Source organism: Mangrovimonas sp. TPBH4, from assembly GCF_001280505.1.
Lineage (GTDB): Bacteria > Bacteroidota > Bacteroidia > Flavobacteriales > Flavobacteriaceae > Mangrovimonas_A.
The window spans coordinates 168,182-184,647 of the sequence record NZ_LBIO01000050.1 but is presented as its reverse complement, the minus strand read 5'-3'; the positions used below and the strand labels follow the sequence as shown (position 1 = coordinate 184,647).

General features: G+C 39.3%; 12 protein-coding genes. 3 read left to right on the top strand and 9 right to left on the bottom strand.

Features of this window, described 5'->3' with window-relative positions; all coding sequences use genetic code 11:
* Positions 1-91: 91 nt before the first annotated feature.
* Positions 92-1,993: a membrane protein insertase YidC gene (gene yidC, locus ZA05_RS11470; protein ID WP_053991820.1), complete on the bottom strand. Its 1,902-nt coding sequence runs from the start codon at positions 1,991-1,993 to the stop codon at positions 92-94.
* 51 nt (positions 1,994-2,044) lie between these two features.
* The gene (locus tag ZA05_RS11465) at positions 2,045-3,685 is read right to left on the bottom strand and encodes a CTP synthase (RefSeq protein ID WP_053991819.1); all 1,641 of its coding nucleotides are present in this window, start codon (positions 3,683-3,685) and stop codon (positions 2,045-2,047) included.
* A gap of 226 nt (positions 3,686-3,911) precedes the next feature.
* Here ZA05_RS11465 and ZA05_RS11460 point away from each other — a divergent pair, with 226 nt between their 5' ends.
* Both ZA05_RS11460 and ZA05_RS11455 read left to right on the top strand, forming a co-directional pair.
* Positions 3,912-4,811, top strand: a complete 900-nt coding sequence (locus ZA05_RS11460) for a DnaJ C-terminal domain-containing protein (protein ID WP_053991818.1) — start codon at positions 3,912-3,914, stop codon at positions 4,809-4,811.
* A gap of 2 nt (positions 4,812-4,813) precedes the next feature.
* Complete coding sequence (locus tag ZA05_RS11455) at positions 4,814-5,110, top strand: chaperone modulator CbpM (protein WP_053991817.1); 297 nt, start codon at positions 4,814-4,816, stop codon at positions 5,108-5,110.
* Positions 5,111-5,116: 6 nt separating this feature from the next.
* Here the strand turns inward: ZA05_RS11455 and ZA05_RS11450 are convergent, their stop codons facing one another.
* The 6 genes from ZA05_RS11450 to bshC are packed head-to-tail and all read right to left on the bottom strand — an operon-like array spanning position 5,117 to position 12,481.
* Entirely contained in the window at positions 5,117-5,347 is a 231-nt protein-coding gene (locus ZA05_RS11450) for a DUF3820 family protein (protein WP_053991816.1), read from the bottom strand.
* Entirely contained in the window at positions 5,348-5,899 is a 552-nt protein-coding gene (locus ZA05_RS11445) for a DUF922 domain-containing protein (RefSeq protein ID WP_082333753.1), read from the bottom strand.
* 53 nt (positions 5,900-5,952) lie between these two features.
* Positions 5,953-7,866, bottom strand: a complete 1,914-nt coding sequence (locus ZA05_RS11440) for a LysM peptidoglycan-binding domain-containing protein (RefSeq protein WP_053991815.1) — start codon at positions 7,864-7,866, stop codon at positions 5,953-5,955.
* Positions 7,867-7,915: 49 nt separating this feature from the next.
* On the bottom strand, positions 7,916-9,451 hold the full coding sequence (gene guaA / locus ZA05_RS11435) for a glutamine-hydrolyzing GMP synthase (RefSeq protein ID WP_053991814.1): 1,536 nt from the start codon (positions 9,449-9,451) through the stop codon (positions 7,916-7,918).
* 51 nt (positions 9,452-9,502) lie between these two features.
* Positions 9,503-10,873 (bottom strand): aminotransferase class V-fold PLP-dependent enzyme, encoded by a 1,371-nt coding sequence (locus tag ZA05_RS11430; RefSeq protein ID WP_053991813.1) that lies wholly within the window; start codon positions 10,871-10,873, stop codon positions 9,503-9,505.
* Between the two features lie 3 nt (positions 10,874-10,876).
* On the bottom strand, positions 10,877-12,481 hold the full coding sequence (bshC, locus tag ZA05_RS11425; protein WP_053991812.1) for a bacillithiol biosynthesis cysteine-adding enzyme BshC: 1,605 nt from the start codon (positions 12,479-12,481) through the stop codon (positions 10,877-10,879).
* A 112-nt stretch (positions 12,482-12,593) separates the two neighbouring features.
* Here bshC and ZA05_RS11420 point away from each other — a divergent pair, with 112 nt between their 5' ends.
* Positions 12,594-15,092 (top strand): M14 metallopeptidase family protein, encoded by a 2,499-nt coding sequence (locus ZA05_RS11420; protein WP_053991811.1) that lies wholly within the window; start codon positions 12,594-12,596, stop codon positions 15,090-15,092.
* A 49-nt stretch (positions 15,093-15,141) separates the two neighbouring features.
* Here the strand turns inward: ZA05_RS11420 and rimO are convergent, their stop codons facing one another.
* Positions 15,142-16,446 (bottom strand): 30S ribosomal protein S12 methylthiotransferase RimO, encoded by a 1,305-nt coding sequence (gene rimO / locus ZA05_RS11415; protein WP_053991810.1) that lies wholly within the window; start codon positions 16,444-16,446, stop codon positions 15,142-15,144.
* Positions 16,447-16,466 lie beyond the last annotated feature (20 nt).

The window sequence follows — 16,466 nt, the reverse complement described above, 5'->3', positions numbered from 1 at the left end:
AGAAATTATTGCTTTTGCAATATTAAACGAAAATTTAATACAAATGTTATAGAACAAAAAAGCCACCTGTAAACAGGCAGCTTTTTTGAATTTATTTTCTGCGCTGTTGCGCCTTTTGTTGCTGTTCGGCCTGTTCCATCATTTCCTTCATTTTCTTCTGCAAACGACTCTCCTTTTTAGGCTGTTTCTTTTTATGCTGAATTTTAGCCAGCACCTTATCTTCATCGATGATAAAGTTTTTGATCACCAACATAATTCCAATACTAATCAAGTTAGAGATGAAGTAATACAAACTCAAACCAGATGCATATTGGTTAAAGAATACCAACATCATTAACGGTGACATATACAACATCACCTTCATCATTTTTTGCATGTCTGGCATCCCTTCCTGAGTTGGTTGATTTGCCATTTGCTGTCCGGTGGTCATTCTCATATAAAAGAATATCGCCACAGCTGCCAAAATTGGGAACAAACTGATGTGATCTCCATAAAAAGGAATCTTGAATGGTAATTCGGCAATCACATCATAAGATGATAAATCTTCTACCCAAAGAAATTTCTTCTGACGTAAATCGAAAGCAGATGGGAAGAACATAAACAATGCGTAGAACACAGGAATCTGCATCAATCCAGGTAAACATCCGCTCAACGGACTAGCCCCTGCACGGCTTTGCAAACTCATGGTTTCCTGCTGCATTTTCATTTTATTGTCCTTGTACTTCTCTCTAAGAGCGTCTAGTTCTGGCTTCAAAATTTTCATTTTAGCCTGAGACAAAAACTGCTTATACTGCACAAACGACAATAGGATTTTCACCAAAATGGTCATAACAATAATAGCAAAACCATACGGTAAGAAAGAACTTAGCATTGCAAACAACGGAATAAATACCGATTTGTTGATCCAGCCAAAAATCCCCCAACCTAATGGAATACTCTCTTCAAGATTTCTGTCATATTTCTTTAAAACCTTGCTGTCTGTTGGACCAAAATACATTCCCATGTTTTCAGCCAACTCTCCACCTTTAAACTCCAATGGCAATTTGGCTAAGTACTTTTTGGTAAAGAGGGTGTCCACATCATCGTCCTCAACCAAGTTCTCGGACTCCATCTGTACACTTTTAAAAGGTACATCGGTTACCAAAATAGAGCTAAAGAAGTGCTGACGGAAAGAAATCCATTCCACATTTTCTTCGGTTTCCTCGTCTTCACCGGCCTGAGCCAATTTGTCTATTTTTTTACCATCGTATTGGTAGGTCAAACGAGTATAACGGTTTTCGTATTGGATACTCTTGTCATGGCGAATCCCCTTTAAGCCCCAAGATAAATCTATTGGCTGAGAGCTGTTGAATACATTTCCTAAACCTTGGGATTTCACAGAAAAGCCAACCATATAATCGTTTGGTTTCAACTCATATCTATACTCCAAAAAATTGGTTTCAGAAACTTTAAGTTTCATGGAAACTATAGTGTTCTCGCCACTTTTGGTAATTGTTGGCTGAAAATAAAGATCTTGGGTATTAAGGATTCTATTATCGGAAGTTCCAAAATTGATATTGAATTGCGTGTTACCATCCTTCACCATATAAATTGGCACCGAATCGTAATCGACAAACTGCTTTAACTTAACTTCTGAAAGGTATCCTCCCTTATTGTTAAATTTAAGGGCCAACACCTCATTCTCCACCAAGGTTACCTCATCTTTTGCAGAAGGCAAGGACGACGCATAGGCAAAGGGCCCTAATTTGATTTTTAATTGCTCTAGGGCTGTAGAGTCCAAAGCCCCAGTATTAGAAAAATCTTCGGCAGAGGTTACAAAACTATCCTCTTTAGCTTTGGCCTTTTGTTCTGCCTCAACTTGTTCTTGTTTTGCTTTTTCCTGTTCAGCAATCTCCTCTGGAGTTGGCTGGTTTTTCCAAAGCATGTACAATAAGATTCCAAAAATAAGCACAAAGCCTACAATGGAGTTAACATCAATTTTCTTTTCTTCCATGAATTATATCTAAATGTCTTGTGGCAAGCTGTACAAAACCTTGTCCACTTTTTAGTTTTGTGCCACACTGGCACCTTTTTTATTCTTTTTGAAGCTCAAGGCCGCCTTTACAAAGGCCACAAATAATGGATGAGGGTTGGCTACGGTACTCTTATATTCTGGATGGTACTGCACCCCTACAAACCAATTGTTTTCAGGAATTTCTACAATTTCCACCAATCCGGTGTCTGGATTTAATCCCGTGGCTTTCATTCCTGCGTCCTCAATCTGTGTTTTGAAGTCGTTGTTAAACTCGTAACGGTGTCTATGACGTTCTTCAATTTGACGCTCTCCATACACATCCTTTGCAATGCTACCGTCCAACAACTCACAGCTCCAAGCCCCTAAACGCATGGTCCCACCTTTTTCGGTTACTGTTTTTTGGGATTCCATAAGGTCAATTACTGGATGTTGTGTATCTGGATCCATTTCCGTGGAGTTGGCATCTTTCAATCCTAAAACATTTCTGGAATATTCAATAACTGCCATTTGCATCCCTAAACAAATTCCCAAAAATGGAATGTTGTTTTCACGCACATATCTTACCGCTTCAATTTTTCCTTCAATACCACGCTCTCCAAAACCAGGTGCTACCAAAACAGCATCTAAATGTGCTAACTTTTTGGCGGCGCTTTTAGGTGTTAAATGCTCAGAGTGGATGGACTCCACTTTCACCTTCACTTCATTTTCTGCTCCTGCATGGATAAAGGATTCCAAAATAGATTTATAAGAATCCTGTAATTCTACGTATTTTCCAATCAATCCAATGGTAACTTCTTCCTTCGGATTTTTATGACGGTTCAAGAATTGGTTCCAACGCTCTAAATTTGGCGTATCGCTTTGCAATCCTAATTTTTTCAACACGACTTTATCCAAGCCTTGCTCCAACATCAAGTTAGGCACATCATAGATAGTAGAGGCATCGATAGATTGAATTACGGCCTCTTCCCTAACGTTGCAGAACAATGCCAATTTTCTTCTTAAATCTTCTGGCAATTCGTGTTCGGTACGGCACACCAAAATGTCCGCCTGCACTCCACTTTCCATCAAGGTTTTTACACTGTGTTGGGTTGGTTTTGTTTTCAACTCTCCCGCTGCCGATAAATAAGGTACCAAAGTAAGGTGAATCACGATTCCGTTTTGTTCACCCAAATCCCAACGCAATTGGCGCACGGCTTCCACATAAGGTAAGGACTCAATATCCCCCACAGTTCCACCTATTTCAGTGATAACAATATCATAGTCTCCCGAGTTCCCTAAAATTTGGATTCGGTGCTTGATTTCGTCTGTGATGTGAGGAATTACCTGTACGGTTTTCCCAAGAAATTCACCACGACGCTCCTTTTGGATCACGCTCTGGTAAATTCTTCCTGTAGTTACGTTGTTAGACTGGCTTGTAGGCACATTCAAAAAACGCTCATAATGTCCTAAATCCAAATCGGTTTCAGCTCCATCATCAGTCACATAGCATTCTCCATGCTCGTATGGGTTCAAGGTACCAGGATCCACATTAATGTAGGGATCTAATTTTTGAATGGTAGTTCTGTAACCTTGTGCCTGAAGCAATTTGGCCAGTGATGCCGCAATAATTCCTTTTCCTAGTGAAGATGTAACCCCTCCGGTTACAAAAATGTATTTTGTATCAGTTGTCATGTTGCGCTTTTAAACGCAGGCAAATTTACAAAATTTAAATAGTTATGGCACATAGTTTTTCAGTTATTTGGGATGCTTTTAGCAAATTGGCATTTGCTTTACACAATGGTTTTCAATTAAACAGAGTCCTACTTGATATTTTAAAAAAAATACCCGAAATTAGTTAATCTCCATTAGGATTTATCATTGTATTGCCAAGCATTGGCTTTTTTAAAACTCACACCGTATGAGATTTATAGATTATTACACGATACTTGGTGTCGACAAAAATGCCTCGGAAAGCGACATCAAGAAAGCCTACCGCAAACTGGCTCGAAAATATCATCCGGACCTCAACCCTAACGACAAGGAAGCTGAAAAGAAATTCAAGGAAATCAACGAGGCCAATGAAGTGTTGAGCCATCCTGAAAACCGAAAAAAATATGATAAATACGGAAAGGATTGGCAACACTCAGAAGCCTTTGAGGAAGCACAGCGCCAACAGCAATCCCAAAGGGCCCAATACCAAAGTTCCTCTGGCCGATTTTCTGAAGAGGATTTTTCAGATTTTTTCAGCTCCATGTTTGGTGGAGGCACTGGTGGCGGCTTTAGAGGACAGAGTCATGGCCACCCAAAATTTAGAGGCCAGGATTATAATGCAGAATTGCAGTTGGACTTGGAAGATGTTTACAAAACCCACAAACGCACTTTGACCGTTAATGGTAAAAATATAAGATTAACCATTCCTGCAGGTGTTAGAAATGGACAAATTATAAGAATAAAAGGTTATGGAGGCGAAGGCATTAATGGAGGCCCCAATGGAGACCTACACATAAAGTTCTCCATCAACAACCATAGCAAATTCAAACGTGATCACAATAACCTGTATTCTGATGTAGATCTGGATTTGTACACAGCCGTTTTGGGTGGTGAAGTGCTTATTGATGCGTTTGACGGCAAATTAAAACTAAAGGTAAAGCCTGAAACTCAAAATGGCACCAAAGTTAAATTAAAGGGCAAAGGCTTTCCTGTATATAAAAAAGAAGGCCAATTTGGAGACCTATATGTAACCTACCACATTAAAACGCCTACCAACCTTTCTGAAAAAGAAAAGGTATTGTTTGAAGAATTAGCAAAATTACGATAATCATGGACACCTCTCACTATATTCCCTTAGCCACACTTTGCAGCTCGTACAACGTTACGATTTCATTTTTGGAAGAGCTAGAAGATATTGGGCTTATTTCTATAATTACCGTAGAAAAACAATATTACCTAGATACCGATTCCTTAAGTTCATTGGACAAAGTGCTCCGAATGCAGCGCGAACTCAACCTTAACATAGAAGGTATTGACATTGTTTTTAATCTATTGCACAAAGTAGATGCCCTACAGGCGGAACTCAACAATTTACAAAACCGCCTTCGTCTTTATGAGCATGAATAGACAGCCTTATTTTGGATACCTTTTTTTGATATTTCTAATCAAATCCTCCAAGCCATTTACTTTTAGCTCATACACCATTTGTAGCATGTCTCCCAATTTTCCTTTGGGAAAGCCTTTATTGTGGTACCACACCACATAATGTTCGGGAAGGTCAATGAGGTCTCGCCCCTCGTATTTCCCAAAAGGCATTTTTGTATGTGCCAATTTTATCAAAAATTCTTTGTCTAGTCCTAACATTTAATCTTTAGATTTAAAATCCTTAAGTTTTTCGAGTTCGTGGGCTACCAATTGTCGCCATCGCGCTTGGGCTTCCAAATTCCTTGAATAATCACTCTCGGTATCGTATTGCTTTTGGGTTTTGGCCAACTCCTCATTAACGGATTTATGTAAACTATCTATATCAGCCTTTAAAGATTTAGATACTTTCAACTTGCCGAGAGCCTTTCTGAACTTCCTAACATGAAGTTCTGTGATATCAAAATGCAACTGTTCATGTCCCAAAATATGAGTTGTAGCCTCTTGTTTTAGAACCCAAGATTTTTTAGGGTAAAAATGAGCTTCTACCTTCGTAGTAAAAGTTTCTATACCTTTTTTAGATTCTGTAATACTATACGAAAAACTGATTCCTGAGGCCGTCACAGCAGCTGCTTCAGAGTCACTTTTGGGTTCGCCTTTAAAATCTGTCCAAGTTAACTTAAAATCTTCCCGCCATGACAAACGTTCTTCATTAACACCAAGGAAGCCCAACCATAAAACACAACAAATCCCTAAAAATTTCATACCTGTCATATCTAGGTAACGTTTTTAGGGATTATGTTAGTATTGAATATTGTTCTGAAAGCCTATTCCGCTTCAACTTTTGTTAAGTCCTTATACTTCACAATGTAAACAGCTTCATTATAATAACCTCCAAAATATTTTTTAGTATATCTAAATTTATTCTCCAAATATTCTGTTTCCAATTCAGGAGTAGTTGCCTCATACAAGTCTTCCTTGGAAGCCAAACGCAGCAGGATATCCAAAGTCAAATCGAAACCACGGATAGCGAATTTATTTGGTTCCACACCATACAAACTCTTATATTTTGTAATAAACCCATTAGTAGTGGGCGTGGCCAAAGTTTTGTTGGCTGATGGAAAAGTGAAATTCAAATTAGACAAATGGTAATTTGATATATTCTTTCCTTCTTCATACAACGAACTATTTTGAGTGGTCATCAAAACAATTTGCTGATCCTCGTTGTTCAAACCATTTAACATACTGGTTACATTAGAAGCAAAAGCCTCATTTTGGGTCTCCAAAAACACGATGTTTTCCCCTTCCAAAAACATATCCTCCAAATCCGAAATCAATATGTAGTTGCTATCCTTCCCATCCTTATCCTTTCTGGAGAAGATTTGTTTCGCAGCAACAAACTCCGATTTCAATTGATCGCTAACCACCTTGTTTTTGGCATCGGCAATAATTACGATATGCTTCGGAAGCGTATCGCTTTTCACATAACGAATCATTTCCTTTCGCATCAATTCGATGGAAGGTACGGTTTGGAACACATTGTCGTACAGGTTTTCTGGAGTTGTAAAAGGAGAAATCACGGGAATGTGATCGCCTTTAACACTAGCCGCTACACGTTCCAAATTTTTGGGGAACAACGGTCCGATGATGGCATCGTAGGTTGAAAAATCATTGTTCTTCAAAATATTGGACACCTCAGACAATTGGTCTCTGGTATCAAACACCTTTAAATTTGTAGAAATACCCAACTGTTTTGCAGAATCCAAAGCCATTTCAACCCCTACATGAAAATCCAAGGAAATGGATAATCTAGTATCATTTTTAATGGCTGTTTTTGCTTCCTGAACAGAATCTACATCAATCCTGTTCAATCTATAAGGCAACATCAAAGCCAAACGCTTGGTCTTTAAATTTTCAAAATTGGTTTTCGTTAAATCTGTATTTTCAATATCTTCACCTGCAATAGCAGCATTGGCAGTAGCTGGTACCTTGATTACCATACCCAACTTCAATCCGCTTTCCTTCAATTCTGGATTAAGGGTTTCCAATTCTTCCTGCGTAACACCAAACTTACGATTCAAGGCCATATAGCCTTCACTTTTCTGAACCGTATAATAATTGAAATCTTCCTCAATAGCTTTTTCCTCGTTATCGGCTATATTTGGTACGTTCAGTACATCTCCTGGCTGCAACACCTCATTCATGTTTGGGTTAAGAGCTTCTAATTCCGGAACAGTAATCCCAAATTTATAAGCCACTCGCCATTTGCCTTCTTTAGGCTCTACAGTGTACTTTTTTAATGTGTTGCTTAGTTCTGCCTTAGCTATAACCGTTTTGAATCTTGGGATTTTAATTTTATCACCTTTCTTCAAATTATTGGCATACAAGTAGGTATTGTATTTTTTGATATCCTCCACAGACACATTGTACAATTTGGAGATGCTGTACAAAGTTTCCTTTTTCTTTGCCCTATGGTAGCGGTAGCCTATTACTTCCTTTGTTTCGGTTACAGCTTCTTCTGGACGAATTTTGGAAGTAGGTATAATAAGTACCGTCCCAACCGTTAGCTTCTTTTTGGCATCTGGGTTAAGGGCATAAATGTCAAAAGGAGTTACCAAATATAATTTGGCAATCTCCTCTATCGTTTCTCCTTGTTTTACTTTATGTTGTTTAAAATTTTGAGCCTGTACAAAGCAAATACTTGCTAGAGTAAACAGGGTAATTAAAACAAGTTTTTTCATATGGTTAAATTATTGTTTACGTTTATGGGGCAATAAATCGTTCACTATACTATTCCCATTCAATGGTTGCTGGCGGCTTAGAACTAATGTCGTACACTACTCTATTAACGCCTTTTACCTTATTTATTATTTCGTTCGAGGTTTTTTGCAAGAACTCATATGGTAAATTCACCCAATCAGCGGTCATACCATCGGTACTTTCAACCGCTCTAAGGGCCACACATTGCTCATAGGTACGCTCATCTCCCATTACTCCAACACTGTTGATTGGCAACAAGATGGCACCTGCTTGCCACACATCGTCATAAAGTCCCCAGGACTTCAATCCGTGAATAAATACGGCATCCACCTCTTGTAATATACGAACTTTTTCAGCCGTAATATCACCTAAAATTCTAATTCCCAATCCAGGTCCAGGGAAAGGGTGACGTCCCAAAAGAGCTGGCTCCATTCCCATAGATGCTCCTACACGTCTAACCTCATCCTTAAACAAGGCTTTCAATGGCTCTACAACTTTCAGCTTCATAAAATCAGGCAATCCTCCTACGTTGTGGTGACTTTTAATAGTTGCACTAGGTCCTCCTGTTGCCGAAACACTTTCAATAACATCCGGATAGATGGTTCCTTGAGCCAACCATTTTACATCCTGAATTTGGTGGGCTTCATCATCAAATACTTCAATGAACACACGACCAATGGTTTTACGTTTTTCTTCAGGGTCGCTCTTTCCTGCCAAAGCATCCAAAAAGCGTGCCGAAGCATCGACTCCTTTAACGTTAAGCCCCATGTGCTTGTACTGATCCAGTACATCCTCAAATTCGTTTTTACGAAGTAAGCCATTATTTACGAAAATACAATATAAATTTTCTCCAATTGCTTTGTTCAATAGCATAGCCGCCACGGAAGAATCCACTCCTCCTGACAATCCCAAAACAACTTTATCATTTCCTAATTGAGCTTTCAAATCCTCAACTGTTTCGTCAACAAAAGATTGTGGCGTCCAGTCTTGGTTTACCCCAGCAATGTTCACCAAAAAGTTCTGCAATAAACGCTTTCCATCTGTAGAATGGTATACTTCTGGGTGGAACTGGATAGCATAAGTTGATTCCCCTTCAATTCTATAAGCCGCATTTTCAACATCATGCGTACTCGCCAACAACACTCCATTTTCAGGTAAATGCTTGATGGTGTCACTATGGCTCATCCACACTTGGCTTCCCTCTGAAATATTTTCGAAAAAGGACTCTCCTCCCTTAACAAATGATAGGTTTGCTCTTCCGTATTCACGAGTGTTGGATGGCGCTACTTCACCTCCTGAGAAATGTGCTAAATATTGCGCTCCATAACAAACAGCCAATAAAGGCTTTTTACCACGGATTTTTGATAAATCTGGGTGAGGTGCATCTTCGGCACGAACCGAAAATGGACTACCAGAAAGAATTACCGCTTGGTACTCTTCTACCGTTGATGGAACTTTGTTGAATGGATGGATTTCACAGTAAATATTGAGCTCTCTAACTCGTCTTGCAATTAGTTGCGTGTACTGCGAACCGAAGTCTAAAATGAGTATCTTATCGTGTTGCATGTGCAAAATTAAAATTAAATGGGAAATTATATATTGAAAATTGAAAAAATATCAATTCATTGAATCTAAAATCATTTCAATATCCTTCTCTGTGGTATCTGGATTGATAAAACAAAAACGGGACACCGTTTCAAAGGCATCACCTTGTTTCCATTTGGTTGGTGTTACCAAAGCAAATCCCGACTTATGATTTCTGTAGGTCCATTCGGTATAATCCTCTGGACTCCATCCTTTTCTTCGGAACAGTACACAGGACAAACTTGGCTCTCTTACCAATTCTACCTTATCATGCTCCTTAATCATTTTACCAGCAATTTGCGCCAATTCAATGCCTCGCTCAACCGCTTCCTTATATCTATCGGTACCATGGGTCGCCAATGAAAACCATAAAGGCAAACCGCGTACACGTCGTGTTAATTGTATTTGATAATCGGTTGGGTTGAAACCGTGCGCCCCTTCATCCTTAAAAATATCCAAATAAGAACCTTGCTGTGAGTGTGCATTTTTGGCCAACTCAGGATTTTTATAGATTACCGCTCCACAGTCGTAAGGAGAGAACATCCACTTATGTGGGTCGATGGTTATACTATCGGCACGCTCAATACCTTTAAATTGATGTCTTACGGAATCTGCTACCAAAGCACCTCCTCCATAAGCGGCATCTACATGGAACCACAGATTTTCAGCTTCACACACCTCAGCAATGCTTTCCAAATCATCTATAATTCCTGCATTGGTAGTTCCTCCTGTAGCCACCACGGCAAACAAACATTTGCGCTCGTGCTCCGTTAAGGTTGCAATGGTTTTCTTCAAGTCTTCTCCTGTCAAACATTCTTCGGAATCCACCAACAAGATATCCACATCGGCTACTTTTGCCATCGCCTTTACAGACGAATGGGCGCCAATTGAGGTAATGATCAGTCCTTTTTCTCTTTTAAAAGCATCGTCCTGTCTCCAATGTTCACGTGCAGTCACGATGGCCGATAGGTTGGCTGAAGTTCCTCCACTGGTAAACACTCCAAACGCGCCTTCTGGCAAGCCGGTTAAGGATACAATCCATTTCATGGCTTCATTTTCACAGAAAATACCTCCGGCACCTTCCATCCAATACGCTCCATGAATACTGGATGCCGAGGTCACCAAGTCGAACATAATGGCTGCTCTTGTTGGAGATGCTGGCACAAAGGCTAAATTACGGGGATGGTCTACAGGAACATTGGTATTAGCCAAGTGTTTTTTCCAAAGGTCGAAGGCGTATTCGCCTCCTACTCCTTTTGGCGTGATGGTCTCACCTACCAAGACTTTTAACTCTTCTGCTTTTTTGGGTTTACCTATTTGGCGTTCAGTCGCGGAAACTCTATCGATAACGTATTTCATGACATCCAATGTCATTTCTACCAAGTCGATATCTATCTTATGCATTTGCTACTCTAAATTTAGAATTATAAACTCTTTTTTAAGGGGCTGCAAATTTACTATTAACTGATGAATTAATTGGTCTCCAAACTCTAAATAAAATTGAGAAAAATTGGTATTACGTTCCTGCAAACTTTGATTCGGAAATAATTCGTTTTGAAGTTGCACAACACGGTCCAAATGACCACTCAATTTCCGCTTTTGCGCCTTGAGCAAACGCTTTTCCAAATGTTCCAAACCTTTGATTTGTTTGCGCTCTTGAGCACCCACGGCTCCTAAAAATGTGGGATCGGTTTTTTCCGCAAGTTTATATAGGTCCTTAAACTGTTGTTCGAGGTGTTTTTTTTGAGTGCTAAAATCGATATCAACCTCAGAAATGGATCTGGTTACTTTGGAAACCAAATCTTCTTGATTCAAAAATAAATCGGCCATGGATAGATGCAACTTTTCCAATTTCTCCTGCTGCTTTTCGGTTGCCAATAAAACCGAATTCCTTAGCAACAATATTGGAAAGGTGACTTTATGGGCTTCAAAATTCGATTTCAACTGAAACCAATAAGCCAATTCACCGCCTCCACCAATGTAACAAAGGTTTGGCAAAATCACCTCTTGATACAAGGGACGCATAATGACATTAGGACTAAACCGTTCCGGGTACTCATGTAATTCCTTGACGATTTCTTCTTGGTCCCAAGTAATCTCCGTGCCATACACACTATAATTTCCGTCAAGTTCCACAATGCGTTCACGCAAACCTTCGGTTATATAAAAAAGATTAATTTCTCTAGGGTTGACCTGTATTTTGTAGTTTTCGGGCAATGTATTGATTTGGGCATTGGTCTCCGAGACATTTTTAAAAGACGATTGCTGCAACAATTCATCCTCCATATAAGGCACAAACAGTTGCTTTAAGTTATGGTCGTTGCCATCTACAATCACCAAACCATACTCCCCCAACAATTCATTCACCAAAAACCTAGTGGCATCTGTTAAGTTTGCATGTTCTAAATATGCCTTTTTAAAAAGTTCCTTTAAACGTTTGGCATTGTTACCGGCATTCAATTGAGAAGCAAACACTTCTTCAACCGCATCCAAACCTTCCAAATCCAACTCTCCAACTGCACCTGATGAGGCTCTGCTCCACTTTATTTTCTTTCCGTTGAAATTGAAATAATTGATCTCTTCAAAATCATGGTCTTCCGTTGCCATCCAATATACTGGCACAAAATTGTATTCGGGATACGCTTCCTTTAACTCACCACAAAGATTGATGGCAGAGACGATTTTATAGAAAAAATACAAAGGACCAGTAAACAGATTAAGTTGGTGCCCTGTAGTAATGGTAAATGTATTTTCTTCTTTTAAGGCTTGAATATTCTGTTGTGTGCTTTCGGAAAGTTCCAAAGACTGACATTGTTGTTCCAAAGCTTCTACCAAAACCTTTCGGTTTGCTAAAGAAACTTGAGGTTGCTTTTCCTCTATCTGTTGTTTAAAGGCTTCCACGGTTGGAAACCTGTGGTAAAAAGGCTTTAGATTTTGATTTTCTTCTAGATAATCACAGATAAGTTGTGAGAAGTAGTTGGTGTCTTTAAACGGAATACAGTCTGTTGGCATAGTCACTATTCAATTCTGACGTAAATATACAGCGCAAAACTGTTTTATGTCCTAAATTTTAGTTAATTCATATTCAATTTATATCATTATTTTTATCACCTAAACCAGCGCTATGCAAAAAAAAATTGTTTTTATAGTTACTGTATTCTGTTGTTCAATTTTCTCTTTTGGACAGGAATTACAATCTCCCGACAGCTTTTTAGGATATAAATTGGGGTCCCATTTTTCCAGACACCATCAAGTAGTAGATTACTTTAAATATGTAAGCCAGCAACTGCCTGGTCAAGTGAAATTGGAACATTATGGGGATACTTATGAGCGACGCCCATTGTATGTTGCTTATATTTCTTCGGAAGAAAACCTGAGAAATCTGGAAACGATTCGCCAGAACAACCTTAAAAATGCAGGTGTTTTGGATGGCAGTGCAACTTCCAATGAGTTGGCTATTGTATGGTTAAGCTATAATGTTCACGGCAACGAAGCATCTAGTACTGAAGCCGCCATGAAAACCCTCTTCACCTTATTGACCGAAAAACAGGAATGGCTTAAAAGCACCGTGGTAATTATAGATCCTTGTATCAATCCTGACGGAAGAGATCGTTATGTGAATTGGTATAATGAAACCTCTAGTACCCCTTACGACACCGACCAACAAGCTAGCGAACATTTAGAACCATGGCCAGGGGGAAGACCTAATCATTATTTGTTTGATTTGAATAGAGATTGGGCTTGGGCTACACAAATTGAAAGTCAGTCGCGATTAAAAATCTACAACAAATGGCTTCCACATATTCATGTGGATTTCCATGAACAAGGGATCAATAACCCTTATTATTTTGCTCCAGCAGCAGAACCATTCCATGAAATCATCACCGATTGGCAAAAAGACTTTCAAACACAAATAGGAAAAAACCACGCCAAATATTTTGATTCCAACGGTTGGCTGTATTTTACAAGAGAACGTTTTGATTTGTTATACCCAAGTTATGGTGACACTTATCCAACATTTATGGGAGCCATTGGTATGACCTACGAACAGGCCGGTCACGGCCGTGGTGGTTTGGGGATTATGAATGATGAAGGCACAGAATTAACTCTTAAGGATCGTATTGCACACCATACCACTACAGGTCTATCTACGGTAGAAGTTGCCAGCAAAAATGCAGCTAAGCTAAACTCTGAATTCAAAAAATTCTTCGAAAACAGTGATGTGGATTATCAGAGTTATGTTTTGAGTGGAGAACCTGATAAAATTGAAAGCTTAAAACAGTTATTAGACCAACATGGAATTAGTTATTATAACGGCTCCAAAACTAAGGTGAACGGCTATCTATACAACAAAGGAGACAAAGGTTCAATGGACATCACCTCCTCCGATTTGGTTATTAGCACCAACCAGCCAAAAGGTAAAATGGTGCAAGTATTGTTTGAACCAAATGTCAACCTAAGCGATTCCCTAACCTATGACATTACTGCTTGGAGTGCTCCATTTGCCTTTGGATTGGACGCCTTGGCCAGCACCAAATTGGTTCCGGCAAAAGCAGGAGCTGCAACATCTACCCCAACTCCAAAAATAGACACCAAAGCAACGGCCTATATGGCCAAATGGAACCATATTACCGATGCCAAATTCCTGGTAGATTTAATGAAACAAAAAATTAAGGTACGTTTTACCGAAAAACCCATTACCACCAGTGTACCTGAGCAAACATTTGATCGCGGTTCATTGATCATCACAAGAGGTGACAATCAATCTGTGGAAGACTTTGATTCCAAAGTGATGGCTTCCGCGAAAAAATTCAACAAGAATCCAATTGCGGTGATGAGTGGATTCTCCAAATCGGGGCCAGATTTTGGATCGCCAGATGTGAAATTGGTCAACACGCCTAAAGTTGCCCTACTTTCTGGCGAATCTACATCTCCCTATGGTTATGGTGAATTATGGCACTTCTTTGAGCAACAATTACAATTCCCTGTGACTTCTTTAAACACAAAGTATTTCAAAATGTACGATTTGAAAAAGTACAACGTATTGATTGTACCCGATGGCAACTATGCCAAGATATTGGACAATGGTACTTTAAAAAATCTGCAATCATGGATTCAAAAGGGAGGCAAACTGATTGTCATTGACGGTGCCCTAAAAAGCTTTGCCGGTAAAAAAGGATTCAGCTTAAAAGCCCATGAAGTTAAGGACTCCATTTCTATTGACAAGAAGCTGATTTCCTATGCCGATCGTGAACGTGAAGGCATCAAAAAACTCATTACAGGAGCCGTTTTTAAAACGAAAGTGGACGACACCCATCCATTGGCTTTTGGATATTCAGACACCTATTACACATTAAAACTAGGCAATGATTCCTATGAGTTATTGGAGGATGGCTATAATGTGGTGCATATTGGAGAGAACCCAAAAAGTGTTTCTGGCTTTACAGGAACCGATGCTCTTGAAACCTTAGAAAACTCTTTGATATTTGGAGAAGAACGAATCGGCGAAGGAAGTATCGTCTATATGACAGATAATGTCATGTTCCGAAGTTTTTGGGAAAATGGAAAACTATTCCTGGTCAATGCTGTCTTCTTTGTCAATAACAACCTATTTACCATATAAAAGAAAAGCAGCACAATGTGCTGCTTTTTTTATGTTGTTACTTGAGGGCTTATTTTACCACTTCCGCATATAAATCGAAATCTTCTGCTTCTATTACTTTTACAGTCACAAATTCTCCAGTTTTCAAGTAAGTTGATGTGGCATCAATCAACACTTCATTATCCACATCTGGGGAATCGAACTCGGTTCTCCCTACAAAATAGTTACCTTCCTTACGGTCGATGATTACTTTAAACTCTTGACCGATTTTTTCTTGGTTTAACTCCCAAGAAATTTGCGATTGGATATCCATAATTTCATTGGCACGTTCCTGTTTTACATCTTCAGGCACATCGTCTTCCAAATTATAGGCATGGGTATTTTCCTCATGCGAATAGGTAAAACATCCCAAACGCTCAAAACGCATTTCTTGAACCCATTCCTTTAGAGTCTGGAAATCTTCCTCGGTTTCACCCGGATACCCTACAATTAACGTGGTTCTAATGGTCATATTTGGAACGGCCTTTCTAAACTCTTCAATTAGTTTGGTCGTTTTAGCTTTGGTAGTTCCTCTACGCATACTTTTCAAAATGGAATCAGAAATGTGCTGCAACGGAATATCCAAATAATTACACACTTTCGGCTCGCGGTTCATCACGTCCAACACATCCATTGGGAATCCAGTTGGGAAGGCATAATGCAAACGAATCCACTCGATACCTTCTATTTTCACCAAGGCCTCCAATAATTCTGCAAGATTACGCTTCTTATATAAATCCAAACCGTAATAGGTCAAATCCTGAGCAATCAAGATCAACTCCTTCACGCCATTGGCCGCCAGCTTTTCAGCCTCTATCACCAAATCCTCAATAGGCGTACTTTTGTGTTTTCCACGCATCAAAGGGATAGCACAAAAACTACATGGACGGTCGCAACCTTCAGCAATCTTCAAATACGCATAGTTTTTAGGAGTTGTTGTTAAACGCTCCCCTATCAACTCATGTCTATAATCTGCTCCCAAAGCCTTTAACAGCCCAGGAAGCTCTGTAGTTCCAAAATATTGATCTACGTTAGGAATTTCCTTTTCTAAATCCGGTTTATAACGTTCACTTAAACAACCTGTCACAAACACCTTATCTACATCGCCTGCCTCCTTTTTTTGCATGAATTCCAAAATTGTGTTCACACTCTCCTCCTTGGCATTATTGATAAAACCACAGGTATTGATCACCACAATATTTCCTTCCTCTTCATGAACAACGTCCTTGCCACTAGCTTTTAACTGCCCCATCAACACCTCACTGTCGTAAACATTCTTACTACACCCAAGGGTTACTACATTGATTTTGTTCTTTTTAAGTGATTTTGTTCTCATATCAAAAATTCAGGCTGCAA

What these genes read in the sequence shown, in the direction of transcription:
- yidC (WP_053991820.1), bottom strand. Translation starts at nt 1,993, where the DNA reads ATGGAAGAAAAGAAAATTGATGTTAACTCCATTGTAGGCTTTGTGCTT.
- ZA05_RS11465 (WP_053991819.1), bottom strand. Translation starts at nt 3,685, where the DNA reads ATGACAACTGATACAAAATACATTTTTGTAACCGGAGGGGTTACATCT.
- ZA05_RS11460 (WP_053991818.1), top strand. Translation starts at nt 3,912, where the DNA reads ATGAGATTTATAGATTATTACACGATACTTGGTGTCGACAAAAATGCC.
- ZA05_RS11455 (WP_053991817.1), top strand. Translation starts at nt 4,814, where the DNA reads ATGGACACCTCTCACTATATTCCCTTAGCCACACTTTGCAGCTCGTAC.
- ZA05_RS11450 (WP_053991816.1), bottom strand. Translation starts at nt 5,347, where the DNA reads ATGTTAGGACTAGACAAAGAATTTTTGATAAAATTGGCACATACAAAA.
- ZA05_RS11445 (WP_082333753.1), bottom strand. Translation starts at nt 5,899, where the DNA reads ATGACAGGTATGAAATTTTTAGGGATTTGTTGTGTTTTATGGTTGGGC.
- ZA05_RS11440 (WP_053991815.1), bottom strand. Translation starts at nt 7,866, where the DNA reads ATGAAAAAACTTGTTTTAATTACCCTGTTTACTCTAGCAAGTATTTGC.
- guaA (WP_053991814.1), bottom strand. Translation starts at nt 9,451, where the DNA reads ATGCAACACGATAAGATACTCATTTTAGACTTCGGTTCGCAGTACACG.
- ZA05_RS11430 (WP_053991813.1), bottom strand. Translation starts at nt 10,873, where the DNA reads ATGCATAAGATAGATATCGACTTGGTAGAAATGACATTGGATGTCATG.
- bshC (WP_053991812.1), bottom strand. Translation starts at nt 12,481, where the DNA reads ATGCCAACAGACTGTATTCCGTTTAAAGACACCAACTACTTCTCACAA.
- ZA05_RS11420 (WP_053991811.1), top strand. Translation starts at nt 12,594, where the DNA reads ATGCAAAAAAAAATTGTTTTTATAGTTACTGTATTCTGTTGTTCAATT.
- rimO (WP_053991810.1), bottom strand. Translation starts at nt 16,446, where the DNA reads ATGAGAACAAAATCACTTAAAAAGAACAAAATCAATGTAGTAACCCTT.